We start from the raw sequence: 24,762 nt of genomic DNA, 5'->3' as shown, positions 1-24,762 counted from the left end.
AAAAATATTTTCATTTTTATTCAAAACAATTTTTTGTTCGCTATTATAAGCACTTTATAAAAGAATGATTTTTATACACTTTTATATTTAAAATCATTTTTGAAGTATTAGTATATGAATAAATATGCCTATAATTAAAACTATTATGAATAATATTTTATTTCTTTAAAGTTGTACACGGTCATAAAAAGAAGCAAGCATCCGCCTGCTTCTTTATTTAAAATTATTTTCCTGCTAATCTCTTATAGGTATTGTATCTTGCCTTTGCAGCTTTTTCTGCTTCTTCATAAAGCTGATCAGCAGTCTCTGGGAAAGATCTCTTAAGTGACGAATACCTAACCTCTCCTTGGATAAATTCTTGGAAAGATTCTGTTGGTTCCTTAGAATCTAATTGGAATGGGTTCTTACCTTCATCTTCTAATCTTGGATCATATCTCCATAGGTGCCAATAACCAGCATCTACTGCTTGTTTCTCTCTGTATTGTGATTTACCCATACCCATCCTAATTCCGTGGTTGATACATGGAGCGTAGGCAATAATAATTGATGGGCCATCGTAGCTTTCAGCTTCTCTCATAGCCTTCAAGCATTGATTTTGATTAGCTCCCATTGCTACTTGGGCTACATAAATATATCCGTAGGTTGATAACATTAAGCCAAGGTCTTTTTTCCTTACTTTCTTACCAGAAGCGGCAAATTGAGCAACTGCAGCAAGTGGTGTTGCCTTTGAGCTTTGTCCACCAGTGTTTGAATATACTTCTGTATCAAATACCAAAATATTGACATCCTCACCGCTAGCTAGAACATGGTCTACACCACCGTATCCAATATCATAGGACCAGCCATCACCACCAAAAATCCAAACAGATTTTTTGATTAGATAATCTTTTAAATCGTAAATTTTTTCTATTAGGTCTTGGCCTTTGTCATCAGCAACTCTTTGATCTTTTAGTTTTAATATTTCAGCTGTTGCTTCCTTAGATCCCTTGACATCGTCTTTATTTTCTATCCAACTTTCAAAGGCTTGGTTAAGTGGAGTGTCAAGTTTAAGATCTAAGAAGTCTTTCATATATACTTCTAATAAATATTTATTAGAGTCTGTAGCAAGTTTCATACCATAACCGTACTCAGCATTGTCTTCAAATAGTGAGTTTGCCCATGATGGACCCTTGCCTTCACAGTTTTTAGCATAAGAAACTGAAGGTGCACTTGCGCCCCAAATTGATGAACATCCTGATGCATTGGCAATTAGCATCCTATCTCCGAATAATTGGGTGATTACTGTTGCATATGGAGTTTCTCCACAACCTGCACATGCACCAGAAAATTCAAGTAGTGGTCTCTTAAATTGGCTGCCCTTTACAGAAGAATCATCCATTACATCTTCTTTATAGCCAACCACTTCATGGGCGAAAATCCAATTATCTTTTTCTTTTTCAACTTCAACTTCAAATGGTTTCATTAATAGGGCTTTTTCTGGTGCTGGACAAACATCAGCGCAGTTTCCACATCCTGTACAATCAAGTGGTGAGATTTGAATCCTGAAATCATAACCATCCATGCCCTTACCAATAGCTTTCTTTGTTTCGAATCCAGCTGGTGCCTTAGCCTTTTCTTCTTCTGTTACTAAGAATGGACGAATTACGGCGTGTGGGCATACAAATGAACATTGGTTACATTGGATACACTTATCAATTTGCCATTCTGGAACATTTAGGGCAACTCCCCTCTTTTCGTATTGGGTTGTAGCTGTTTCCCATGCACCGTTGTCAATATCTTTGAAAGCTGAAACTGGTATTTCATCTTCTTTTTGTTCTTCCATTGGTTTTACAATATTTTTAATAAAGTCAGGAAGGTCTAATTCTTTTTTATCTTCATCTTTAGCATCAAGCCAAGAATCTGGAATATCAATCTTTTCATAAGCACTAGCACCCATATCAACAGCCTTATAATTCATGGCAACAATGTCTTCACCCTTGTGACCATAAGCCTTTACAATAGAATCTTTTAGGTATTTCATAGCGTCATCGGTGTCAATTACCTTAGTTAGGTTAAAGAAGGCTGATTGCATAATCATATTGGTCCTAGAACCAAGTCCAATTTCTTCTGCTATATGGCTAGCATCTATGATGTAGAAATTAATCTTATGTTTAGCTAAATATCTCTTCATCGAACCTGGCAAGTGATCTTCGAGTTCATTTTTTGACCAAACAGTATTTAATAAGAAAATTCCTTCATCTTTTAATCCTGCAAGAAGGTCGTAATTAAATACATAGGCTTGTTTTGAGCAAGAAATGAAGTCTGCTTCATCTAATAAATAGGTTGAAAGAATTGGTTCCTTACCAAATCTTAAATGAGATACTGTTAGACCCCCTGATTTTTTAGAATCGTAATCAAAGTAGGCTTGAACATACATATCTGTATTATCACCTATAATTTTGATGGCTTCCTTGTTTGCACCAACAGTTCCGTCAGAACCAAAGCCCCAGAACTTGCATCTTGATTGGCCTTCGTGTCTGATTCTTAAGTTTGTTCTTTCGAGAGATTTAAAGGTCACATCATCATGAATTGCAAGAGTGAAGTCTTTTTTCATTTCTCCTTTAAGATTGTCAAAAGCTGCTTCTATATCAGCTGGAATAGTATCCTTAGATCCTAGTCCAAACCTACCACCGATAATTTCCGGTTTATTTTCTTCATCATAAAAAGCTGTAACAACGTCTTTATATAGTGGTTCGCCGTCAGCACCTTTTTCCTTAGTCCTATCAAGAACAGCAATCCTCTTAACTGTTTTTGGAATAGCTTTTAATAAGTGTTCTTTAGAGAAAGGTCTAAATAGGTGAACTTCAACTAGACCAACTTTTTCACCCTTTTTCCTTAGTTCATCAATAGTTTCCCTAATAGCTTGGCAACCAGAACCCATGGCAATTAAGATCCTGTCTGCTTCAGGATCACCATAATAATTAAATAAACCGTAGTTTGTACCTATAAGGTCATTAATTTTATTCATATACTCTTCAACAATGCCAGGAAGTTCCTCGTATATTGTATTTGAAGCTTCTGTTGCTTGGAAAAATATATTTTTCTGAGCTGTACCCATAGTCTTTGGTCTTTCTGGGTTTAGTGATGTATTTTTAAATTTCTTAACTGCATCATAGTCAACTAATGGAGCAAGGTCTTTATAGTCCCAAATATCAATTTTTTGGATTTCGTGACTTGTTCTAAAGCCATCAAAGAATTGTAAGAAAGGAATTCTAGCCTTAATTGCTGATAAATGAGCAACAGCGCCTAGGTCCATTACCTCTTGGACAGAGTTAGCTGCCATCATAGCCACACCAGTTTGTCTAACGGCCATCACGTCAGAATGATCGCCATAAATTGATAGGGCGTGGGTTGCAAGAGTTCTTGCTGCAACGTGGAATACACCAGGCAGACGTTCTCCTGCTATCTTATAAAGGTTAGGAATCATTAATAAGAGGCCCTGGCTAGATGAATATGTAGTAGTAAGGGCACCGGCTCCTAAGGCACCGTGCATAGCTCCAGCTGCTCCACCTTCTGATTCCATTTCTTTAACTATAACTTCTTTACCAAAAATATTTTTTCTTCCATTGGCTGCCCAAACATCGACGCATTCAGGCATTGGTGATGATGGTGTTATAGGAAATATAGTTGCTACTTCTGTAAATGCATAGGAAATATGAGCTGCAGCCGTATTTCCATCCATTGTTTTCTTAGCTCTTTTTATTGTCATAAATACCTTCCTTCTTTTATTTCTAAATTAAAGAAATATATATTATAGGAAAATTTATAATCCTATATTTTTATTATATAGGAAAAAGTTATCCTTTACAAATATTTATCCACAAAAAAAGGAGCTATGCTCCTATAATTCTGTTTCTTCTTCAACTCTTTCAGGATGAAAAATACTATCTGTCATCACCCTTGCAGCATTATATCCAAAAGCTTTTTCCCTTTGGTTCATGGCTGCGACTTCGATTATAAGGGCGATATTTCTACCTGCCCTAACTGGTACAACTAGGTGAGGAAGCTTAATTCCTAAAAGTTCGATATAATGTTCATCAATACCAAGCCTATCGTACTCGTAATCATCCTTCCATTGTTCTAGCTCAATCACCATATCCACTTCAGCTTGCATCTTTATAGCACCCGAACCATAAAGTCTACGAACATTTATAATCCCAAGACCCCTTAGTTCCATGAAATGCCTAATATTTTCTGGAGCTTCTCCAATGATTTTTTTATCAATAGCTGTTATGTCAACCATATCATCAGCAACTAACCTGTGGCCCCTAGCTACAAGTTCTAGAGCAGTTTCAGACTTACCAACAGATGATTTTCCCATTATTAAGACACCAATACCAAAAACTTCTAGGAGTTCACCGTGAACATTAGTTGTAGGTGCTAGTTGGTATTCTAGCTGATCAGATATATCTGAAATTAACTTTGTTGTTTTGGCAGGCGACCTCAAAAGAGTAATGTTATAATACCTAGCAAGGTCAACAATATCCTCATTTATTTCCCTATTAGAAGAAAAAATTACTGCAGGTATATCATAAGATAAGATGCCCCTAAATCTCTCATATTGCATCTTACTATCAAGACTTGTTAGGTAATTATATTCAACAGTCCCAATTACTTGGAGCCTCTTATATGGAAATCTCTCCATGTAACCTGTTAGCTGAAGACCAGGCCTATTTACATCTGCATTTTCAAGGACAATCTCATCATAATCTGTAGATGAGCTTATTATTTCAAGACCCAGATTTTCCACAACTTTATATAGGTGGACTGTCTTATCACTTGCACCTGAGTTTACTTCTGTTATTTCATCGCTCTTATCTTTTATATCATTAAATTCTGTCATTAACTATCCTTTCAGCCTAAAATACTTATAGATTTCGAGTGCGGCTTCCTTTCCAACTAAAGGCACTTCCATAAGTTCTTCAACGCTTGCTTTTTTAATATTAGTTATTGTTTTAAAATGCTTATACAAGTTAGCCTTGGTTTTCTTGCCTACTCCCTTAATATCGTCAAGCTCTGATTTTTTCATGGATTTTCTCATAAGAGACCTATGGTAATTTATAGCAAATCTGTGAGCTTCCTCTTGGATTTCATAGATTAATTTATAAACTGGATCTCTCCTTTTAATAGGAATTTCCTCGTTGTTATAAATTATCCCCCTAGTGGTGTGCTTATCATCTTTAACAAGGCCTGCCACTTCTATTTCAATTTCCATTTCCTTAAAAACTTCCTTGGCAATTGTTACTTGTCCTTTACCACCATCCATCAAAATTAAATCAGGTAGCTTACCAAATCCTGTGTGAATACTTCCCTTTTCAATTTCTTTCTTTGCATTATTAAACCTGCGGGTTAAGACTTCTTTGAGTGATGCGTAATCATTAGGTCCCTCAACTGTTTTTATCTTGAATTTCCTATATTCCTTTGGTGCTGATATGCCATTTTCAAAGACAACCATAGATCCAACAGATTGGACCCCTGAAGTATTAGAAATATCGTAGGCCTCTATCCTGTTTATCTTTTCTATATTTAATATTTCCTTTAATTGGTTAAGTCCAGAAGATTTATTTCTTTCTTTTTTGTCAATTCGTTTTTCGTGTTTAATTCGCATATCTGTGGCATTTCGGCTAGCCATAGTAACAAGTTCAAATTTCTTACCCAATTTTGGTTGATGGATACTAACCTTAGATCCCTTTTTCTGACTTAAGTAGTCTGTAATAGTTTCTAAATCACTAGGCAAGCTTTGAACGAGAATTTCTTTAGGAATAAATAATAGGTCTAAATAAAATTGCTTGATAAATGAAGATATGATATCTGCTTCTTTTTCAGCAAAGTCATTTTTGATAATAAAGTGTTCCCTATCAACTATATGACCCTTTCTCATGAAAAACACTTGGACAACTATGATAGACATACCCTTGCTAAAGGCGATTATATCTACATCTTCACCTGTGGTTTCTGTGACGTATTGTCTTTCATAAATTATAGAAAGTGCCCTATAATAATCCCTATACTTTGCGGCCATCTCGAAATTAAGCTTAGCGCTTTCTTCATTCATTTTTTGGAGAACCTTGTCAGGAATAGCCCTGTCTTTCTTATCAAGAAAAAGCCTAACATCCTCCATATTTTTTAGGTATCTCTCTTCATCTTCAGCACCTATGCATGGTCCATTACACTTTTTTATAAAATAATTTAGGCAGGGCCTATCAAGGCTTTGACCCTTGTCGAAATTTAAATTACATGTCCTAAAGGGATAATAATCATGAAATAGATCAATAGCATCATTTACTGCATAGGCATCTGGATAAGGGCCAAAATAATCTGCCCCATCCTTATGGACTTGCCTTACCTTTTGAATTCTCGGAAATTTTTCTTTATTTATCTTTATATAGGGATATTGTTTGTCATCCCTTAAAACAATATTGTATTTGGGTCTATTTTTTTTAATTAGGTTAGACTCAAGGACCAAGGCTTCCACTTCATTTTGAACAATAATATATTCAAAATCCGCTATATGGCTAACCATGGCAAGGACCTTGGCTCCCTTGTTTTTGTTGTTGTCAAAGTACTGTCTAACCCTATTTTTTAGAGAAATAGCCTTGCCGACATAAATTATTTCGCCTTGGTCATTTCTCATTATATATACACCAGGTTTTTCTGGCAGTTCTTTTAATTTTTCTTTAAGTTCTTTACGACTCAAATTTCCTTACAACTCTCTTTCAAGTAATCTAAGTCATGACCTTCAAGGTATGGACTTAGAAGTTCGTAACATTTTTTATTATAGGCATTTACCCAATCAATTTCTTCTGTACTTAGCATCTCTGTCTTTATCGGTCTAGTATCAAGAGGTACATAAGTTAAAGTTTCAAATTCCAAGAAATGACCAAATTCATTATCAAAGGCTTTTTTAACATAGGCTTCATTTTCTATCCTAATACCATGACTGTTTTCTATATAAAGGCCAGGCTCAATAGAAGTTGTCATATTTTCTACAAATTCAACTTCATTTCTTTCCGAAATTGCCTGTGGGCCTTCATGAACAGTAAGGACAAAACCAACCCCATGTCCTGTGCCGTGGAAGAAGTCCTTACCAGCCTTCCAAAGTGGGTATTTGGCAATCATATCTAATCTAGAACCCTTAGTCCTATTTTTAAACTTAGCTAAAAATAAGGATAAAAATGATTTTAAAACTAGGGTGTAATCAGTCTTTTCATCTTCTCTTAGACTTCCTAAGGCAATTGTTCTAGTAATATCTGTAGTTCCTTCTTTGTAATGTCCACCTGAATCAACAAGGATTAAGCCTTCATCTCTTATAGTTTTAGAACCAGTTTTGGATGGAGCATAATGAACTATAGCTGCATTTTCCTTATAGCCAGCGATAGTTTCAAAGGAATCTTCAATAAAACTTTCATTTTCAGCCCTTAAGTCATGAAGTTTATTTGATGCTACAAGTTCATTTAGAGATCCTGTTTTCGCCCCAACTTCTAGCCAATTAAAGAATTTTACAAGGCTAACTCCGTCTAGGATATAAGCCTTTTTAATATTTTCTATCTCTGTGTCTGTCTTTACAGATTTCATGAAAGTAGTTAGATTTGTACCCTGACTTATTTTGACATTTGCATTTATAGCATCATACACGGCAACATTTGTCCTCGCAGGATCTAGGTAAATCCTGTTTTTGCCAGGAATATTTTTTAATAATGTATAAATATGATTATAAGAATAAATTGTTACCCCATTTTCCTCAAGATAGGCACGTACACTTCCGTCTATCTTGTCCTCATCTATGCATAGGTAGGCCTTATCAAGAGATACAAGCATATAGGAAAGGATAACTGGATTAAAGTCAACGTCGTTGCCTCGGATATTTAATAAATAGCAAATATCTTCTGGTGCACCAATAAAAGTGTAATTGCAACCATTATCTGACATTTTTTCTCTTAAAATTCCAAGTTTATCTTTAAGACTTAAACCACAATATTTTTCATCATGGATCCAAGCCTTGTCTTTTGGCAATTCTGGCCTATCTTTCCAAATTTGAGAAATATAATTAAGATCTGAAACTAAGATCCTTGCTCCCATATTTTCAGATAAATCTTTATAACCTGTTACAGAATAGCATTCGCCATCAAAGCCAATTTTCCCGAATTCTGCTATATTTTCATCTAAGTATTCTAAGATTGTAGGATAGCCCTCTACCCCCATCTTCATAAGCTCGAACTCAGAAGAAGCTAATTCCTTCTGGGCTTGGAGAAAATATCTAGAATCTGTCCAGAGTCTTGCCTCTTTTAATGTAATAACAGCTGTTCCTGCAGAACCAGTAAAACCTGAAATAAATTCTCTAGTTTTGTAATGATCAGCCAAATACTCTGATTGATGAGGATCAGAACTTGCAACTATATAAGCATCAATTTTTCTATCTTTCATCAAAGATCTTAATTCTTCTAATCTTTTATTTATATTCATCCTTTTCTCCTAATCATTAAATTGGGCAAATTTTCCTTGCCATATGTCTTAATAATATTTTATCATAGTTTAATATTATTTCTATATACAATTATACCAGACTTAAGTCTTATTATAAGCATGAATTTGATTGATTTTTTCTTTAAATCCATTATAATATAAGCGTTATAAAAATTAAAAAAGAGAGAGTGAATAAGATGAAACTAGGAATTGTCGGCCTACCTAATGTTGGCAAATCAACATTATTTAACGCCATAACAAAAGCAGGTGCCCTTGTGGCAAACTATCCATTTGCTACTATTGATCCTAATGTGGGTCTAGTTAATGTGCCTGATGAGAGATTAAATGTTCTATCTGAAATGAGTAAATCTAAAAAGATTGTTCCAGCTGTTGTTGAATTTTACGATATAGCTGGTCTTGTAAAGGGTGCTAGCAAGGGTGAAGGACTTGGAAATAAGTTCTTATCAAATATTAGAGAAACTGATGCTATCGTTGAAGTTTTAAGGTGTTTTGATGACCCAAATGTAACCCACGTTGACGGTTCTGTTGATCCATTAAGGGATATTGAAACAATAAATTTAGAACTTATCTTATCTGACCTTGAACTTGTTGATAAGGTTTTGGAAAAGAAAAGAAAAGTTGCTAGAGCTGATAAAAGTGCTAGAGCAGAAGTTGAAGTTTTAGAAAAAATAGTAGCTGTCCTTGAAGAAGGCAAGTCTGCAAGGATTCTTGACCTAAATGAAGAAGAAAAAAAACTCTTAAGGTCTTACCAACTTTTGTCAACCAAACCTATTATTTATGTATGTAATGTCAACGAAGAAGACGCTGCAAATGATGGTGCTAGCAACAAGTACGTGGATATCGTAAGAAATTTTGCCAAAAACGAAGGAGCTGAAGTTTCTGTAGTATCTGCCAAAATTGAACAAGAAATATCAGAGCTTGAAACCGAAGAAGAACGAGCAGAGTTCTTAGAAATGATTGGATTGACTGAATCTGGCACAGATAGGGTAATAAAGGATTCTTACAAGACTTTAAACCTTATTTCCTACCTAACAACTGGTGAAGTTGAGACTCGTGCTTGGACAATTACTAAGGGAACTCGTGCCCAAGATGCTGCAGGTAAAATCCACTCAGACATAGCTCGTGGTTTTATCATGGCAGATATTGTTTCCTATGATGATTTAGTGGCAGCAGGAAGTGAGGCCAAGGCTAAGGAAGCTGGCAAACTCCGCATGGAAGGCAAGGACTACATCATGCAAGATGGCGATGTAGTGGAATTTAAGTTTAATGTATAAAAAAATGATTAAAAAGCAGGGCAAACTTATAGTTCACACAGGGTCAATGTTTTCTGGCAAAACTACTTCCCTATGGAGAGAACTTTACAGAATGACCATTGCAAATTATAAAACTGTTGCCTTTAAACCAGCTGTTGATAACAGAGATAGCGATAAAAAAATTGTCTCTCACGACAACCTATCCCTTGATGCAATTAAGATTGAAAACCTCAATGAAATAATAGACTATGTTAAGAAAAACGAAATTGATGCCATCGGCATCGATGAACTCCAATTTTTCCCTAATGAACCTAGCGAAGTTGTGGATATTTTCAATAAACTTATGTCTAAAAACATCACTATTGTTGTATCAGGGCTTGATATGGATTATAAAACAAAACCATTTGAGATAATAAAGGAAATAATGCCTCTGGCAGATGAGCTGATTAAGCACCACGCCATCTGTGCTTCATGTGGTGAAGATGCTTGGGCCTCCTACAGGAAATCCACTGATGATTCCAGGATTCAAATAGGATCAGAAGATGTATATGAACCTTTGTGCAGGTCTTGCTACAACGAAAAAATGAGCGAAAGAGAAAAAACTAAAAACCAAATTCAACTTGATTTGGACAAGCAATAAAAAATCTACCCTTGATGGGTAGATTTTTTTCTTAAAATTTATAGTTCTTAATAAATTCTAAATCTTCTTCTGTTAATTTATATAAACTTTGATTTGTAATTATTTCTGGGCCATCATCATGGATAATGAGTTGGTGTTCAAATTGACTAACTTTTGAGCCGTCAACAGTTCTTGCTGTCCATCCATTATCATCAAGCTTCATATGCCAATCTCCAAGGGCAATCATTGGCTCAATAGTAAAGACCATACCAGCTTCTATCCTTGGTCCCCTACCAGCCTTGCCGTAATGTGGAACTTGTGGGTCTTCGTGCATTTCCTTACCAATTCCGTGTCCGATAAAGTCACGAATTACAGAAAATCCATTTTCACCTTCTACATATTCCTGAATTGCAGCACCAATATCACCAATCCTATTGCCAGGAATTGCAACTTTAACAGCCCTATTTAAGGCTTCTAGGTTTACGTCAACCAGTCTTTGGTCTTCTTCGCTCATCTTGCCTATGGTGTAGGTCCAGCATGAATCAGCAAGGCCACCGTCAAGGTTAACTACATTATCTATTGATAAAATATCCCCTTCCCTAAGAGGTCTATCGTTTGGATAGCCGTGGCAAATCTCATCATTAACTGATGTGCATAAGGTAAATGGAAATCCTTGGTATCCTAATTGAGCAGGGATAGCTTTTTTATGGTCAACAATAAATTTATTAGCAAATTTATCAAGGTCATTAGTTGTTAGGCCTGGTCTGATTACTTCTTTTAAGGCAAGATGGGTTTGACATAAAACCTCAGCTGCCTTTCTCATTTTTTCAAAATATGTTTCGTTATAAATTCTAATCAATATTTCACCCTCCTAAAAAGGACGCCTTGGCGCCCTTTATCTTATAGTTGTTTGCTTGCTATATAGACGTATTTGTCATCATTAATTTCTGGTTTTATATCCCATTTTGATCCCATAGAGATAGATTCACCAAGCTTATCAAGGTAGTACATGATAATACCTGCGTCAAGTAAATTTACTTCTCCCTTGTAATCTTCGATATAAAGTTTAATTAAATCATCAACTAGAACAAATCTCCAAGGTTGAGCGTTGTAAGCTGATGGTGCAAATCTTGCATAGGCAAAAATTTCATCTAGACCTCTTTGTTCAAGGTCTTCATTCGTAGCTTTTTTACCAATTTGGTCTATAAATACAAATTCACCTATACCCTTCCTGTCATCGAATTGGTGTTCTCTAACAGTTTCATCTACAGGATAACCTATAGCAAGAAGAAGTCTAACTTGTCCTTTATCATAATCAAAAGCAGCTTTTTTTACAGAATCTTCCACATCTGCTACTGTTATCCAGCAATTGCCAATTCCCATCTTGTCTAATTCTGTAATTATTTCTTCAACACCATAAGCGCCCTTAACAATACTTGCAGGATCATCATTTAGGATAATTAGGGCAAGGTAAGCTGGAGCCTTAATCATAACTCCTTTGTAACCGGCCTTTCCTTCTAGGGCCTTGAAAACTTTTTCTCCATCAGTTTGAACTATAAAAGCTAGGTCATCCTTACCTAATTTTATAATTTCAGAATCAATTATCTTATCGAGTTTTTCTAGATCCGCTTTTTTAAGATCCATATCTTTGAAATCTCTTGTTGAAGTTCTAGATTTTAAAAATTGTGTTGTAAGCATATTTTCCCCCATATTTTTATTCTACTTCTATTATTATACTATTCCTATCTACTATTTTATCATATTTTTCAAAAAAATATATGGTATCATGATAATATGATATTAACAGATGTACAAAATAAGGCAGCAAACTTTGTAGATGGACCCTGCCTAGTCCTTGCAGTGCCAGGTGCTGGCAAAACTACAATGCTCCTTGAAAGAATCAATAATTTAAGTAAATCTATCCCACAAAATAAGATTTTAACCTTAACCTTTTCGAGGACTCAGGCAATCGATATGAAAAATCGCTTTGGATCTGATGATACAAACATAATGACTATCCACGCTTTTTGCTACCTAATTATAAGAAATTATTTAAAAAAATTTCATAGAGAATTAAGACTACTTGAATCAACGGATGCCTATAATAAATACGACCTAGTAAGACGTATCTACCAGGATATTAATAATAAAAAAGTTTCAAGAGAAGATGTTTTGACATTTTTTACAGAAACATCCTACATGAAAAATGCAATGCTTGATGAATCTTATCTTCAAAAAGTTAGGATTAAAAATATAGAAAAAGTCTATGAAGTCTATGAAGATTTTAAAAAATTAAATAACTACATAGACTTTGATGATATGCAGACTATCGCCCTTAGACTTCTTGATGAAAATCCGAGACTTTTAAAATCAATCCAGAACAAGTACCAATACTTTCAATTAGACGAAGGTCAGGACACCTCCCTCTTGCAATTTGAAATTTTAAATCGAATCGTAAGCCTAAATAATAATTTAATGGTGGTTGCTGATGACGACCAATCAATCTATTCTTTTAGAGCAGCGAATCCAGATTATCTCTTAAATTTTAAGGATTATTATCCGGGTGCAGAAATTTTTATTATGAATGAAAATCATAGGTCAAGCAAAAATATAGCAAGCCTTGCAGGAGAATTTATTAAATATAATAATTTTCGTTATAAAAAAAATCTTATCAGTAAAAAAGAAGAAGGAGAAAGAGTTCTTATAAAAACTCTAAAAGATTCTTATGATCAGTATGATTTTATCAAGAAAAATATAGATTTCTCAAAGTCAAATTCGATTTTATTTAGAAATAATATTTCTGCCATAAATCTGGTGACTTTCCTGCTTGAAGATGGGATAGATTTTGCTATTAACGATGATTTTTTGGATTTTTTCAAATCTCAAATCATCGATGATTTCTTCGATATAATCAAGTTTTCAGATGATTTTACGAATGTAGAGACCTTTGAAAATATTTATTACAAGATAAGGACCTTTCTCAAAAAAACTGAAGTAGAAAAACTTAGAACGAAACCTATAAACCAAGATATTTTTGATTTTTTCTACGAAATTTTAGATTATGACAGGAAAAATTCTCTTTATGATATAGAGAAAAAACTTATTCATATACGTAAACTTCCTCTATCAAGGAAAATTTCCTACATTTACAAATACCTTGGTTACAAGGAGTACTCATCTCTGAAGGCAAATAAATTTGCTGAAGAAGTAATAAATAAGGACCTTTTTGTTGAAAGTTTGGTAAATTTCACCAAAGATATTAACTCTATAGAAGAATTTGATAGGGAAATTCTAAAGCTTAAGAAAAAAATAAGGTTAATGCCACAATCTAACCTTGTTCTTCAAACTATACACAGATCAAAGGGGCTAGAATACGACAGTGTATTTATTGTTGATATGAACAAAAACGAGTTTCCAATCATCGATTATGAACAAAATCCTGAAAAAAGCTTAGAAGAAGAACGAAGGGTCTTTTATGTTGGCATGACTAGAGCTAAAGAAAAACTATTTATCCTTTCTACCAAAAAGAGAAATAGCAAAAAAACTTTACCTTCAGAATTTTATACAACTGTAAAATATTTAAATAAATAAAAAATCGTCCTCAGAATTTATCTTCGGACGATTTTTCTATGATGTATTTTAATATTTTATTTTTCTATAAATGATAATATTTTACCCACAAGATAAAGAGACCCACACCAAAGAACCAAATCTTTTTCTCCTGCTTGTTTTAAAGAATATTCATAAGCTTTTTTGTTATCTTCAATAATTACAATGTCTGAAGCAAAATCACTAGCTTCTTTTTCTATTTCTTTTGTATCAAGAGCTCTTGGATTTTCATCTATATAGGTTATGATTAGCTTATCAGAAAGACTTGCAATATCCCTTATGATGTCCTTGTGGTCCTTATCTTTTAAGATTGAAAAACCAACAATTAACTTGTCGCAGTCAAAATTTTTAAGACTTTCTAAAAGTGCGGCTATTGATTCCTTGTTATGAGACCCATCTAGGAGAACCCTTGGATTTGTGCTTACTAAATCAAGCCTTCCAGGATTATAAGTTTCCTTTATCCCATCTTTTATATCTTCTTCACTAAGATTAAAGTCATCTTTAAAATAATCTAAAACCATAAGGACTAAGCTGGCATTATAAATTTGGTGTTTACCTCGGAGAGATGTTTGTATATCCTTATAGGACATAAAATCAAAAATATTTCCCTTATTGGAAATCTCTTTTATTCTTATTTCATTTTTATTAAAGGTAAATAATTCTGAATCTTCTGCCTTAGCTTTTTCTTTTATAACTTCAAAAGCTTTCTCGCTGGTTTGTGGATAAACAAAAACAGGGCGGTTCTTTTTTATAATACCTGCCTTATTTTCAGCAATTTCTTCAATAGTTGATCCTAAAACATTCATATGGTCCATAGAAATTGAGCAAATTACAGATGCTAAAGGATCTTTTATTATATTTGTAGAATCAAGACTGCCACCAAGACCTACTTCAATAACAGCCACATCTACCTTTTGTTCATAAAAATATAAATAAACCATAGCTGTAAGAAATTCAAAATAAGTTATATGGTAACCTTCCTCATCACATTTTTCAGCTACAGGTCGAATCCTATCTATAAGGTCACAAAAATCTTCATCGCTTATATCGACCCCATTGATTGAAATTTCTTCATTTATCTTAACCATGTAAGGAGAAGTAAAAATTCCGCACTTAAGATTTTTTGAAAGAACATTAGCAAGCATCTTTGCTGTAGAACCTTTGCCATTTGTCCCTGCAACATGAATTACTTTTATCTTATCCTGAGGGTTGCCAAAGGCTTCCATTACTTTTATTATATTTCTAAGAGTATGGTCTTCCCCTGAAGATCCTCTCCCATATAAATAATCTAAATAATCATCAAAATTTTTCATATTTCCTCCAGAAACTTTATAAGTTTATTTTACCATATGTTATAATAAAGGGAGGAGATTTTATGAAAAGAATACAAATTATAGATACTTTTAGGGGCTTTACCATAATTTCAATGGTCCTCTTTCACCTATTTTACAATATAAACTTCTATTGGACCTTGGACTTTTATGACGGAACGGTTTTTAATAGGATTTGGCAACTCTCAATTGCGGTATCATTTTTTATCATTTCAGGCATCACATCTAGCTTTTTAAGTCCAAAGAAAAATATAAAAAGAGGATTAATTACTAGCTTAATTGGCTTTGCTATCACACTAATCACATATTTTTTTGCAAAAGAACAATTAATTATTTGGGGTGTTTTAAACGGACTGGGCCTATCAATGGTAATCGCTGGTTTAATACAAAATTTAATTAGCCCTAGGCTTTGGCCAATATTTATACTTGCCTTTGCATTTTCCTATAAAATTCCAGCTGGACTTTTATGGGATAATAGTTTTTTTAATGGTCTTTATCAAATGAATTTATTTCCTATGGGCTTTCCATCATTTGACTTTTATTCAAATGACTACTTTCCATTAATTCCCTGGCTTTTTGCTTTTTTAGGAGGCCTTTCATTGGGGAAATTTTTACAGGAGAAAAACGTTTATAATTTTGATATAAAAGAAAATTTGCTAGGAAAAATCGGTAGATATTCAATGCCAATATATCTCACTCACCAAATAATCCTATATCCCTTGGTTAGCCTAATCTATAAGTTAACTTTGTGATGTAAGTTGATTTTTATCCATATAGGCTTACAATAATATATAATTAAATACAAGAACAGAAAATTTAAGTGGAGGAAAATTTATGGACCGTATAAAAAAATATAAAGAAGACTACCCAGCATCTTATTTTATCCTAGCATCTATCATAACCCTCGTTCTAGTTTATAAGTTTGGTTATGCAATAGGAAAATTTGTAGCACATCTTGGATTATAACTATTACTTTAAGAGATTAAGTTAAAAATACTAATAAAAATGCCCTTAGAATCTATATTCTAAGAGCGTTTTTTAGTTAAATTCAATTGTATATTCTTCTAATAATGGATTTATCTTTAGAATTTCTACAATAGCTTCCTTGGTTTTTTCGTCTGCCTCTTCTAAAAATCCCTTTTCTTCAAGTTCTTTTTCGATCTTTTTCATTTCATCTTTCCTGAAATCAGAAAAGTCTTTCACTTCTAGTTGATTGAATATTGAGTGTTTCTCATCAAAAATAGTTAGAGAATCTTCGTCTATTACGTGGTTTAAAATTTCTGCATGTGGAATTTGGATATTGATTTTTTTATCATCTTCATTTAGGCTTACCTGAGCTTCCTCGAGATTAATCCCTGCATTTACCTCGCCGTCATAAGAAATTATAAATTTCTTTTGGGTAAAAGGTAATTTCATTCCATAAAATTCTTGTTGGTTTTCAAAAGATCCTACATTTGTGTATTTATACTTAAGTGTTGTCAATTCCTTAACCGAAAGAATTTGATTTTTTATAATATCTGATGAAACCTTTGTCTCTGTTTTTAATAAGCCACCTTTCATACCAATAAAATATGATCCGAAAATTATTACTATAAGAGCCAAAAGTCCAAAAAACATTTTTTTAGCTTTTTTCATTTTTTCTCCTTGAATTTGTATTTACTTAAACTTTACTTTATTTTTCTTAATATTCTATTTAAATTTTGCTATTAAATGAAAAATCGGCATATTTCTATTTCTAAATTTTCGCTCGTACTCAGTTACAATAGAATTTTCCTCAGCAAGATCCCTATTAACTTCAATTATTTCCATGCCAAAGTCTTCCATGTAGGCTAGGCTGGCATCGAAAAATTCTTCATTATCTGTCTTAAGCTCAATTTCCGCCCCGGATTTACAAATAACTTGGTATAATTTCAGAAAGTTTTCATGAGAAAGTCGTCTTTTGTTGTGGCGTTTTTTAGGCCATGGGGTTGAGAAATTCAAATAAATCTTTGATATTTCACCATCTTCAAACATATCAAGAAGTTCTTCTGCCTTGCCAACAATTCCGTAAACATTTGAAAGCTCTTCTTCTTCAATTTTTTCACAAGCACTTACAAAGGCGTTTGTATTCATTTCAAGTGCAAGGTAATTTATATCAGGATTTTTCTCTGCTTTATTTACTATAAAATCTCCTTTACCTGCTCCAATTTCAAGTTCTATTTCATTATTATTTCTAAATATATCATGCCAATTTCCCTTATAATTTTTTGCTTCAAAAATTATGTAATCACTTTCTTGCATTTTTGGTATGGCATGCGGTTTGTGTCTTAGTCTCATATATCTCCTTACAAAAAAAGAAAGCCGCATAAGCGACTATCCTTATTCATCTTTTTCTTTTCCCCAGAAGCCAGCGCCAACAAGTCCTGGTCCTACGTGACTTCCTACAGTCGTTCCTATTTCATATATTTTAATTTCACCTGAATAATCATCAAGTTCGTCTAAAAGTCTTTCTCTAAGATCTTCAGCATCTTCTGGAGCATAGGCATGGACAATGTAGATTTCGTTTTTGTATGGGAAATCTCTTATCAAACGATCAGATATTTTATTAACCAAGGCCTTCATAGCTTTTTTCTTAGTCCTTATCTTGTCTCTAACAACTATCTCACCTTTTGTATTAGTATCCATTATTGGACAAATATTCAAAAGATTGCCGAAAGAGCCTGCAGCCTTAGATACCCTGCCGCCTCTTACAAGGTATGTTAAATCAGAAGTAAAGAAAATAGAATTTACCTTATACCTATTTTCCATTCCCCAATTATATACTTCCTCAATTGAAAATCCTTCTTTTCGCATCTCATTTAATCCAAGAACAAAAAGTCCTTCACATGAAGTAGCTGTCAAACTATCTAGAATATAGATCTTTCTATCTGGATATTTTTCTTCAAGTTTTTCTTGGGCCATATAGGCTTGCTGGACCCCTCCAGTAAGGCCTGACGATAGGGTAACGTGAAGTATATCCTTGTCTTCTTCAAGTAATTTCTCAAAAAATTCTATATACTTTATATAGGTTATTTGACTCGTCCTTGCAATAGCACCGTCATTTAATTTTTGATAAAAGTCATTTAATTTTACCGTAAGACCTAAATCATCAATATAATCAACATCATCTATTTGAAAAGGAAATCCTATCCATTTTATATTTTCTTTTTCGAGCACTTCTCTTGGGATATCAACAGTAGAGCTTGCGCTCAGTATAAAATCACTCATATTAACCTCTCAAAAAATCTAATAAGTATCATACTTTTTATTAATTTTAATTCAATTTAAAGCGCGTTTCTTATCAATTATTAGTGCAATTCCAAAAGCAAGCAAGCTTGGTAAAATCCATGCAAAACCTATATCATAACCCGGAAGAATCTCACTTGATATATCAATAACTTTTGCCACATAACTTGACTTGCTGATAAAGTCAGGACTTGCCTTCAAAAAGTCTAAAAAAGCAAATAATGCGGTAATTCCTAGGCTCACTTGATATACAAATTTTCTCTTTCCTATAAATATTGAAATTATAGAAAGACCTATCAATACTATTGATATTGGATAAATAAACATAAGCACTGGCAAAGACAAGGCTATTATTTGTTTAAGGCCCAAATTAGCTATCAATAGTGAAACAAAGGAAAATATTATACAATATGACTTGTACGAAAGTCTATTTTTAAACATCTCTTCAAACATCTCAGAGCATGCGGATACAAGACCAATTGCTGTTTTTAAACATGCCACAAATACAATTATCGAAAGTAGAATGTGGCCAAGATTTCCTAGATAGTGTTCAGAAATATTTGATAAAATAACAGCCCCATTTTCGAACTGATCTAATATGTTTGCAGAAGCTCCTCCCATATAGGAAAGACCTGCATATATTAGTGACATCGCAAAAAGACAAACAATACCTGACTTTAATGTCTCAAGAGCCATTGATTTTTTATCTGTTACTCCCAACTCTTTTATATTTGATATAATAATAATAGCAAAGGCTAAACCAGCTGGAGCATCTAAAGTATTATAACCATCAACAATACCCACTGGTACAGGGTTCTTTGAATACTTAAGGTCTGGGGATGATATTCCTACTGGACCCATAGGTCTAAAAATAGTTAAGATTAATAAAAATGACAACAGAATTAAAAATAATGGTGTCATAAATTTTCCAATAGTATCAATAAGTTTTGCTTTTTTGATTGAAAAATACAAAACTAAGGCAAAAAATACCAAGGAAAAAATCAAGAGCCCAAACGAATTGTAAAAACTCTCATTGCCTTCAAAAACAACCTCGTATGTAGTCGTAGCTGTCCTTGGAATAGCAAATCCAGGACCTATTGTTAGGTATAAAAGTGTTGTAAAAAAGTAGGCAAACTTTCTTCCTGCAGCCTTTGATAAATCAAATAGACTCTCACTATCACTTGCTGCGGTTGCAACTACTGCAAGGATTGGCAAGCTAACTGCCGATAGCAAAAATCCTATAGTTACTAACGAAATATTGGCTCCTGATCTTTGGCCTAATTCTAGTGGGAAAATCAAGTTTCCAGCACCAAAAAATAAACCAAATAACAAGGAGCCAACTAATAAGTTTTCTGATAAAGTTAATTTTTTTCTCATATCTAACCCCTAAAGTTTTTAATATGATACACCTTTATCAGTCATTTTGCAATGTTTTATAAGGCTTCAACGTATTTCCTAACGTCAGGACCAACAAGAATTTGTCCATCATCTAAAAATAGAATTGGCCTTTTTACTAGCATTCCATCAGTGGCAAGCTTTTTGTATTTCTCATCAAGGCTCATTTCATCAAGCTTATCTTTGAGATTTTCTTGCCTATAGATCATTCCAGAAGTATTGAAAAATCTCTTTATATCGTAATCTGTAGCCTCGTGCCATTTTTTGATTTCTTCCTTGGTCGGATTTTCTTCCTTAATGTCTCTTACTTCGTATTTTAAGCCTTTTTCATCCATTGTCTTTAAGACACTTTTGCAAGTTGAGCACTTGCTATAACAAATTATTTTCATATTTCCTCCTATGATTCAATCTTTTTTATAATTACCCCAAGTTAGCTTATAATAATCTCTGTATATTTTCTTCTAGGATTTCAACCTGATAATTCTCCTCTATCCTTTTTATGACTTTTTCTAAAAGAGATTTTGAAAAGTCATTGTCGTTTGAAACAGATACAAAAGCAAGACTTGCCATATTTACAAATTCATGGTCACTAACTTCAGATGCAGATATAGACAAATTATTCCTAGCATAGTCTAAAATACTTTTTACAGTTCTCCTCTTATCCTTAAGCGAGAAACTATCATAAATTTTTATTCTTACTTCTAATAAATATAAATAAATTTTAATCCTCCTTAATTTTTCCCTTATCTGCTGCGATTATAGCAAGTATAGATGTAATTATAAAATTCCCTTTTGCGAAACAAGTGTATCTGCTTTCCCATTTTGTAGCATATTTTGATTTATAATTACGAAGCCCCTTAAAAGGATAAAGACTATCTGCGTATTTAAATATGAAAGATGCTATTCTTTCAGAAAGATAAGCTGATTTATAAATTCCTACATTTGAAAGAGGAGCCATGCCAAGATTAAAATACTTAAAGCCATTATCTTGAGCATAAATAAACAAGTTTAAAAATAAATAATCCATCATGGAATTAACATTCATATCCGTATCATAACGCATAAGGTCAATTGTCATGATATTTTCGTCGTAATTTGGCATAATACTAGTAAAGGCTGTTATTTCTTGATTTTGATCAAGGACTAAGGCAAGACTTGACTTGTTCAAATAATCTCTGTCGAAAAATCCCATGGTAAAGCCCTTTTCTTCACGTCCCTTAAGCCACTTATCTGAAATTATCTCTAATCTATCTAAAGTTTTTTCATCATAAGGAGGATTTACAATCTTAAACTCATATCCATCCTTTTCAAACCTATTTAAAATATTTCTAAGACTTGACTTTTTCCTTCCAGCTAAGCTAAATTCATCCAGATCTAAGAAGGCATTTTCACCAAACTTCATAAAGTCATATCCATAATCATGGAGCATAAGAGTAAAATCTCTTCTAACTTCATAAAAAATTGGATTTAATGATAAAACTTGGCATTTATTTATAAAATCATTTAGGCCTTCCTCAAGATATTCACTTTTTCCAATTGGCTCTCCCATTACAATTATCTTATTATTTACAATTTGGTAGGTAAAGGCTAAGACTTTTCTATTTTCTTTTTCATAATAATAGATGTATTTATCACCCAAAAGGCCAAGACCTGCTGAAGTTGATGAATTCTCATTATTAGCTGATAAAAATTCCTTATATGCATCCAAATCTGGTTCGACTAAGAAATCGTCATGACCTTTCATAAACTTTAGCAAAATCCTTAAAACCAATCCCATAGCTAAAAAGGTAAGGGTAAAGAATATAGATTTATAAGCAATAGGAAAATTTGTCAGTGGCCTTGCGGCAAAGGTGTTTTTAAAATACATAATGACCCAAAAACCGCCAAGGACCAAATCAATCAAGATTTCTTCAAAACTGTATATAAAACTTTTTTTGACTATGACATCCCTAGTATAGTATGCAGTCAATCCGATTATCCCGAGTGGTATCAGAGCAATTAAGGTCTCTCCTACTAGATACAAATATATTCCTGTAAACCCTAACAAAGGATAAAGGATTTTTAGAGATTTTTCCTGCCTAGAAAATGAAAACCTAGAAACAACTATAAATAAAAATCCTATCATAAGCTCGACGAAGGACCTTATAAGTCCGACTGTTACAAAAGAAAATTCGTTAAAAGGAAAATACTCTAAATATTCGCTAAAATCGGCACTTAATATAAAAGCAAGTCCATAAAATCCAATAAAGGCTGAGTTTATCTTTTGTATAGCTTCCTTGAAAAGTCTGGCTGCAGTTTCTCCGTAGGTGTCTTTTATTTTTATAAATACATCTTTAAAGTTTAAAAATACCTTAATGAATAATCCTGAAAGAGCAAAACCAATTATAAGTCTTAAATAAATATTTAATGTAGACTTGGCCAAATAATATAACGAAAATATTATTAATATCAAAATCAAAATATTAATTAAACTTTGCCTGTATTCTTTAATTTTTTTCATATTTTTCCTTTCATAAAATCATAAACCAATTTATTAAAAATTTCTGGAGCAGTTCTTGCCAACCTGTGTCCTTGGTTTTTAAGAATAACTAGTTTTGACCCATCGACATTTTTGGCAATCTTTTTTATATGGGAAATCCTAATTAAATCTCGAGAACCAGCTATAATTAATGTATCATTTTCAATATTTCTTAGGTCATCTATATCAATTTTTAAGTCGGATAATAAAAGTCTTGCCACCCTCTTATTTCTCCTAAAAAATGGTAAAATTGTCCAAAATATATTTTCTAAAACCATAAGGACCTTAGCAGGAAAAGTAATCCCCTTAAACCTTGCATTTGGTGCATTAAGAATCATCTTATTTACGTAATTCGGATAGAGTTTATGAAATATCAAACATAAATTTGCCCCATCAGAAAAACCCAATAAACTAGCTTTTTTTATGCCAAGTTTATCATATACTTCCTTAAGGTCATTGGCTAAGAGTTCAAAATTCAACTTGCTTTTTTCATTAGTCGAAAATCCATGGTCTCTAAAATCAATCAGTATTAGATGAAAATACCTTGATAAATAACCTATCTGGTATTCAAAATAAGTCATATCACCATCATTTCCATGGAGAAGAAACAAATCATCACCCTGACCATATTCCTTATAATATATCCTTGTCTTATCCCTTAGAATTATCTCGTTTTCCATAAGAACTCCTCACCTATATTATATCCTATTATTTAGTAAAGTAATAAATAAATGAATATATTTTAAAAAATTGTATGATAAAATTAGGAGGAATATATGAGTTCTAAAATTACACATAATAACAATAATAAAATTCAATTCGCCTTTAAAAACCAAATTGAAAACAAATATTTTAAGGCTAATAAAGGTGAAATTTTTGCAAATGACGGAGTAATCTTACTTGGTCTTGGAGATGAAGATAAGCTTAATAAAGAAATTTTTAAGGAAGCTATCTGCACACTTGGTAAATTTCTTAAGGATAAAGACCTTAATGAAATTTCTATAAATGAAAATCCAACAAAGCTTGATGATAGAACATTTGCCTTAAGTCTAGTTGAAGCATTAGTAGTTTCTGCTTATGACTTTAACTTTTATAAGTCAGATAAAAAGGAAAATAAATTTGTTAATGTAAATTTTGACGAAAAATTAAACAGCTATGACAAAGAAATCGATGAACTTATCAAGGTTCTTGATGGACAATTTTTGGCAAGAGACCTTGTAAACCTTAGATCAAATGATATTTACCCAGAAAGTCTAGCCCAAAAAGCTAAGGAAAATCTTTCAGGACTTGGTGTAGATGTTAAAGTTTACAATAAGGATCAAATCCTTGATATGGGTCTTACTGCTTTTTATGAAGTAGCAAAAGGTTCGGATAAGGAACCTAAATTTATTGTTATGGAATACCTCAAAGGTGAACCTGGAAAAGCTCCTCTTGCCCTTGTTGGCAAAGGCCTAACCTATGACGCTGGTGGATATTCTATAAAAACATCAAAGGGAATGAAGACTATGCACACCGATATGGGTGGGGCAGGATCTGTGATTGGCGCCATGAATGCAATAGCCCTTAATGAACTAAAAGTCAATGTGGTTGCTATTGTTGCATCCTGTGAAAACCTAATTTCGGGAAGAGCCTATAAACCTGGTGATATTATAAAGGCCCGCAATGGCATGACAATTGACGTTGATAATACTGATGCTGAAGGAAGAATTACCCTCGCTGATGCTGTAAACTACGCAGCTACAGAATATAAACCAGCTATGATTGTTGATCTAGCAACCCTAACAGGCGCAGCCCTAGGTGCCCTTGGAGAAACATACACAGCCTCTATTACCAATGATGAAGATGCCTTCAGAAAAATCCTTAAGGCGAGCAAGAAAATGGATGAAAAAATTTGGCTTTTACCAAACGATCCATTCTATAAAACTTATAACGAATCAGATGATGCTGATGTTAAAAACTCTGGTGGACCACTTGCTGGTTCAATAACTGCTGGTCAATTTATAGAAAACTTTGTGGAAGGTTATCCTTGGGTTCACTTAGATATAGCAGGAACCGCTCATTTATCTGCACCACAAGGTATAAATGGCAAGGGTGCAACAGGTGTCCACGTAAAAACCCTTTATGAACTAGCCAAAGAATTTTAATAAATAAAAAATAAGCCCTCCTTACTTTTATAAAGTGACCCCACAAAGTTGGACCTAATACCAGAGTTAGAACTAAACTAGCTCTGGTATTTCTTTGTTCTTTCCT

Annotated in this window: 21 protein-coding genes; 6 read left to right on the top strand and 15 right to left on the bottom strand. The window is 33.3% G+C overall.

All coding sequences use genetic code 11. From position 1 onward, the window contains the following. Window positions 1–223: 223 nt before the first annotated feature. The 4 genes from nifJ to AC1EJ5_RS08670 form a co-directional block, all read right to left on the bottom strand. The gene (gene nifJ / locus AC1EJ5_RS08685) at window positions 224–3,748 is read right to left on the bottom strand and encodes a pyruvate:ferredoxin (flavodoxin) oxidoreductase (RefSeq protein WP_479815728.1); all 3,525 of its coding nucleotides are present in this window, start codon (window positions 3,746–3,748) and stop codon (window positions 224–226) included. Between the two features lie 132 nt (window positions 3,749–3,880). Next, complete coding sequence (hprK, locus tag AC1EJ5_RS08680) at window positions 3,881–4,882, bottom strand: HPr(Ser) kinase/phosphatase (protein ID WP_223420448.1); 1,002 nt, start codon at window positions 4,880–4,882, stop codon at window positions 3,881–3,883. A 3-nt stretch (window positions 4,883–4,885) separates the two neighbouring features. Then, the gene (gene uvrC / locus AC1EJ5_RS08675) at window positions 4,886–6,736 is read right to left on the bottom strand and encodes an excinuclease ABC subunit UvrC (protein WP_479815726.1); all 1,851 of its coding nucleotides are present in this window, start codon (window positions 6,734–6,736) and stop codon (window positions 4,886–4,888) included. Beyond that, window positions 6,733–8,502, bottom strand: a complete 1,770-nt coding sequence (locus AC1EJ5_RS08670; protein ID WP_479815724.1) for an aminopeptidase P family protein — start codon at window positions 8,500–8,502, stop codon at window positions 6,733–6,735. The genes uvrC and AC1EJ5_RS08670 overlap by 4 nt, the downstream gene beginning before the upstream one ends. A 197-nt stretch (window positions 8,503–8,699) precedes the next feature. On the opposite strand from AC1EJ5_RS08670, the gene ychF reads away from it, so the two are divergent. Next, window positions 8,700–9,797 (top strand): redox-regulated ATPase YchF, encoded by a 1,098-nt coding sequence (ychF, locus tag AC1EJ5_RS08665; RefSeq protein ID WP_479815722.1) that lies wholly within the window; start codon window positions 8,700–8,702, stop codon window positions 9,795–9,797. After that, a complete protein-coding gene (locus AC1EJ5_RS08660) occupies window positions 9,790–10,416 on the top strand; it encodes a thymidine kinase (RefSeq protein WP_479815720.1) in 627 nt (208 codons plus the stop codon). The genes ychF and AC1EJ5_RS08660 overlap by 8 nt, the downstream gene beginning before the upstream one ends. A 31-nt stretch (window positions 10,417–10,447) precedes the next feature. On the opposite strand, the gene map is transcribed toward AC1EJ5_RS08660, so the two are convergent. Next, on the bottom strand, window positions 10,448–11,254 hold the full coding sequence (map, locus tag AC1EJ5_RS08655) for a type I methionyl aminopeptidase (protein WP_348938260.1): 807 nt from the start codon (window positions 11,252–11,254) through the stop codon (window positions 10,448–10,450). A 41-nt stretch (window positions 11,255–11,295) separates the two neighbouring features. Further along, window positions 11,296–12,093 carry a nitroreductase family protein gene (locus AC1EJ5_RS08650; protein ID WP_479815718.1) on the bottom strand — a complete coding sequence of 266 codons (798 nt, stop codon included), beginning with the start codon at window positions 12,091–12,093 and terminating at the stop codon, window positions 11,296–11,298. 96 nt (window positions 12,094–12,189) lie between these two features. Between AC1EJ5_RS08650 and AC1EJ5_RS08645 the strand changes: the two genes are divergently transcribed. Next, window positions 12,190–13,986, top strand: a complete 1,797-nt coding sequence (locus AC1EJ5_RS08645; RefSeq protein WP_479815716.1) for an ATP-dependent helicase — start codon at window positions 12,190–12,192, stop codon at window positions 13,984–13,986. A gap of 56 nt (window positions 13,987–14,042) precedes the next feature. On the opposite strand, the gene AC1EJ5_RS08640 is transcribed toward AC1EJ5_RS08645, so the two are convergent. Further along, window positions 14,043–15,317, bottom strand: coding sequence for a bifunctional folylpolyglutamate synthase/dihydrofolate synthase (locus AC1EJ5_RS08640; RefSeq protein WP_479815714.1), 1,275 nt, complete (start codon window positions 15,315–15,317; stop codon window positions 14,043–14,045). Between the two features lie 62 nt (window positions 15,318–15,379). Between AC1EJ5_RS08640 and AC1EJ5_RS08635 the strand changes: the two genes are divergently transcribed. Then, on the top strand, window positions 15,380–16,087 hold the full coding sequence (locus tag AC1EJ5_RS08635) for a heparan-alpha-glucosaminide N-acetyltransferase (RefSeq protein WP_479815712.1): 708 nt from the start codon (window positions 15,380–15,382) through the stop codon (window positions 16,085–16,087). A gap of 82 nt (window positions 16,088–16,169) precedes the next feature. Beyond that, complete coding sequence (locus AC1EJ5_RS08630; RefSeq protein WP_311486159.1) at window positions 16,170–16,301, top strand: glycerol-3-phosphate transporter; 132 nt, start codon at window positions 16,170–16,172, stop codon at window positions 16,299–16,301. Between the two features lie 72 nt (window positions 16,302–16,373). Here AC1EJ5_RS08630 and AC1EJ5_RS08625 read toward each other — a convergent pair whose 3' ends face one another. From AC1EJ5_RS08625 to AC1EJ5_RS08590, 8 genes are read right to left on the bottom strand one after another with little or no spacing between them, the layout of a single operon-like run. After that, window positions 16,374–16,970 carry a DUF4230 domain-containing protein gene (locus tag AC1EJ5_RS08625; protein ID WP_479815710.1) on the bottom strand — a complete coding sequence of 199 codons (597 nt, stop codon included), beginning with the start codon at window positions 16,968–16,970 and terminating at the stop codon, window positions 16,374–16,376. 54 nt (window positions 16,971–17,024) lie between these two features. Continuing rightward, on the bottom strand, window positions 17,025–17,651 hold the full coding sequence (gene trmB / locus AC1EJ5_RS08620) for a tRNA (guanosine(46)-N7)-methyltransferase TrmB (protein ID WP_479815708.1): 627 nt from the start codon (window positions 17,649–17,651) through the stop codon (window positions 17,025–17,027). A 42-nt stretch (window positions 17,652–17,693) separates the two neighbouring features. Next, window positions 17,694–18,581, bottom strand: coding sequence for a DegV family protein (locus AC1EJ5_RS08615; RefSeq protein WP_348938247.1), 888 nt, complete (start codon window positions 18,579–18,581; stop codon window positions 17,694–17,696). Between the two features lie 51 nt (window positions 18,582–18,632). Further along, on the bottom strand, window positions 18,633–19,976 hold the full coding sequence (brnQ, locus tag AC1EJ5_RS08610) for a branched-chain amino acid transport system II carrier protein (RefSeq protein WP_479815705.1): 1,344 nt from the start codon (window positions 19,974–19,976) through the stop codon (window positions 18,633–18,635). A 56-nt stretch (window positions 19,977–20,032) separates the two neighbouring features. Continuing rightward, window positions 20,033–20,383: a Spx/MgsR family RNA polymerase-binding regulatory protein gene (locus AC1EJ5_RS08605; protein WP_479815703.1), complete on the bottom strand. Its 351-nt coding sequence runs from the start codon at window positions 20,381–20,383 to the stop codon at window positions 20,033–20,035. Window positions 20,384–20,429: 46 nt separating this feature from the next. Continuing rightward, a complete protein-coding gene (locus AC1EJ5_RS08600; protein ID WP_223420706.1) occupies window positions 20,430–20,714 on the bottom strand; it encodes a DUF503 domain-containing protein in 285 nt (94 codons plus the stop codon). Window position 20,715: 1 nt separating this feature from the next. Further along, window positions 20,716–22,494 (bottom strand): phosphatidylglycerol lysyltransferase domain-containing protein, encoded by a 1,779-nt coding sequence (locus AC1EJ5_RS08595; protein WP_479815701.1) that lies wholly within the window; start codon window positions 22,492–22,494, stop codon window positions 20,716–20,718. Continuing rightward, window positions 22,491–23,192: an alpha/beta fold hydrolase gene (locus AC1EJ5_RS08590; RefSeq protein ID WP_223420465.1), complete on the bottom strand. Its 702-nt coding sequence runs from the start codon at window positions 23,190–23,192 to the stop codon at window positions 22,491–22,493. The genes AC1EJ5_RS08595 and AC1EJ5_RS08590 overlap by 4 nt, the downstream gene beginning before the upstream one ends. A gap of 96 nt (window positions 23,193–23,288) precedes the next feature. Between AC1EJ5_RS08590 and AC1EJ5_RS08585 the strand changes: the two genes are divergently transcribed. Next, on the top strand, window positions 23,289–24,656 hold the full coding sequence (locus AC1EJ5_RS08585; protein WP_479815699.1) for a leucyl aminopeptidase: 1,368 nt from the start codon (window positions 23,289–23,291) through the stop codon (window positions 24,654–24,656). The last annotated feature ends 106 nt before the right edge of the window (window positions 24,657–24,762 follow it).

Source organism: Anaerococcus sp. C0059F3, from assembly GCF_056590475.1.
The sequence above is the reverse complement of the archived record's forward strand: the minus strand, read 5'-3'. Positions and strand labels throughout refer to the sequence as shown.

What these genes read in the sequence shown, in the direction of transcription:
- AC1EJ5_RS08585 (WP_479815699.1), top strand. Translation starts at nt 23,289, where the DNA reads ATGAGTTCTAAAATTACACATAATAACAATAATAAAATTCAATTCGCC.
- AC1EJ5_RS08595 (WP_479815701.1), bottom strand. Translation starts at nt 22,494, where the DNA reads ATGAAAAAAATTAAAGAATACAGGCAAAGTTTAATTAATATTTTGATT.
- hprK (WP_223420448.1), bottom strand. Translation starts at nt 4,882, where the DNA reads ATGACAGAATTTAATGATATAAAAGATAAGAGCGATGAAATAACAGAA.
- nifJ (WP_479815728.1), bottom strand. Translation starts at nt 3,748, where the DNA reads ATGACAATAAAAAGAGCTAAGAAAACAATGGATGGAAATACGGCTGCA.
- AC1EJ5_RS08605 (WP_479815703.1), bottom strand. Translation starts at nt 20,383, where the DNA reads ATGAAAATAATTTGTTATAGCAAGTGCTCAACTTGCAAAAGTGTCTTA.
- AC1EJ5_RS08645 (WP_479815716.1), top strand. Translation starts at nt 12,190, where the DNA reads ATGATATTAACAGATGTACAAAATAAGGCAGCAAACTTTGTAGATGGA.
- AC1EJ5_RS08615 (WP_348938247.1), bottom strand. Translation starts at nt 18,581, where the DNA reads ATGAGTGATTTTATACTGAGCGCAAGCTCTACTGTTGATATCCCAAGA.
- AC1EJ5_RS08670 (WP_479815724.1), bottom strand. Translation starts at nt 8,502, where the DNA reads ATGAATATAAATAAAAGATTAGAAGAATTAAGATCTTTGATGAAAGAT.
- AC1EJ5_RS08590 (WP_223420465.1), bottom strand. Translation starts at nt 23,192, where the DNA reads ATGGAAAACGAGATAATTCTAAGGGATAAGACAAGGATATATTATAAG.
- AC1EJ5_RS08635 (WP_479815712.1), top strand. Translation starts at nt 15,380, where the DNA reads ATGAAAAGAATACAAATTATAGATACTTTTAGGGGCTTTACCATAATT.
- AC1EJ5_RS08640 (WP_479815714.1), bottom strand. Translation starts at nt 15,317, where the DNA reads ATGAAAAATTTTGATGATTATTTAGATTATTTATATGGGAGAGGATCT.
- trmB (WP_479815708.1), bottom strand. Translation starts at nt 17,651, where the DNA reads ATGAGACTAAGACACAAACCGCATGCCATACCAAAAATGCAAGAAAGT.
- AC1EJ5_RS08650 (WP_479815718.1), bottom strand. Translation starts at nt 12,093, where the DNA reads ATGCTTACAACACAATTTTTAAAATCTAGAACTTCAACAAGAGATTTC.
- AC1EJ5_RS08630 (WP_311486159.1), top strand. Translation starts at nt 16,170, where the DNA reads ATGGACCGTATAAAAAAATATAAAGAAGACTACCCAGCATCTTATTTT.
- ychF (WP_479815722.1), top strand. Translation starts at nt 8,700, where the DNA reads ATGAAACTAGGAATTGTCGGCCTACCTAATGTTGGCAAATCAACATTA.
- AC1EJ5_RS08660 (WP_479815720.1), top strand. Translation starts at nt 9,790, where the DNA reads ATGTATAAAAAAATGATTAAAAAGCAGGGCAAACTTATAGTTCACACA.
- AC1EJ5_RS08625 (WP_479815710.1), bottom strand. Translation starts at nt 16,970, where the DNA reads ATGAAAAAAGCTAAAAAAATGTTTTTTGGACTTTTGGCTCTTATAGTA.
- brnQ (WP_479815705.1), bottom strand. Translation starts at nt 19,976, where the DNA reads ATGAGAAAAAAATTAACTTTATCAGAAAACTTATTAGTTGGCTCCTTG.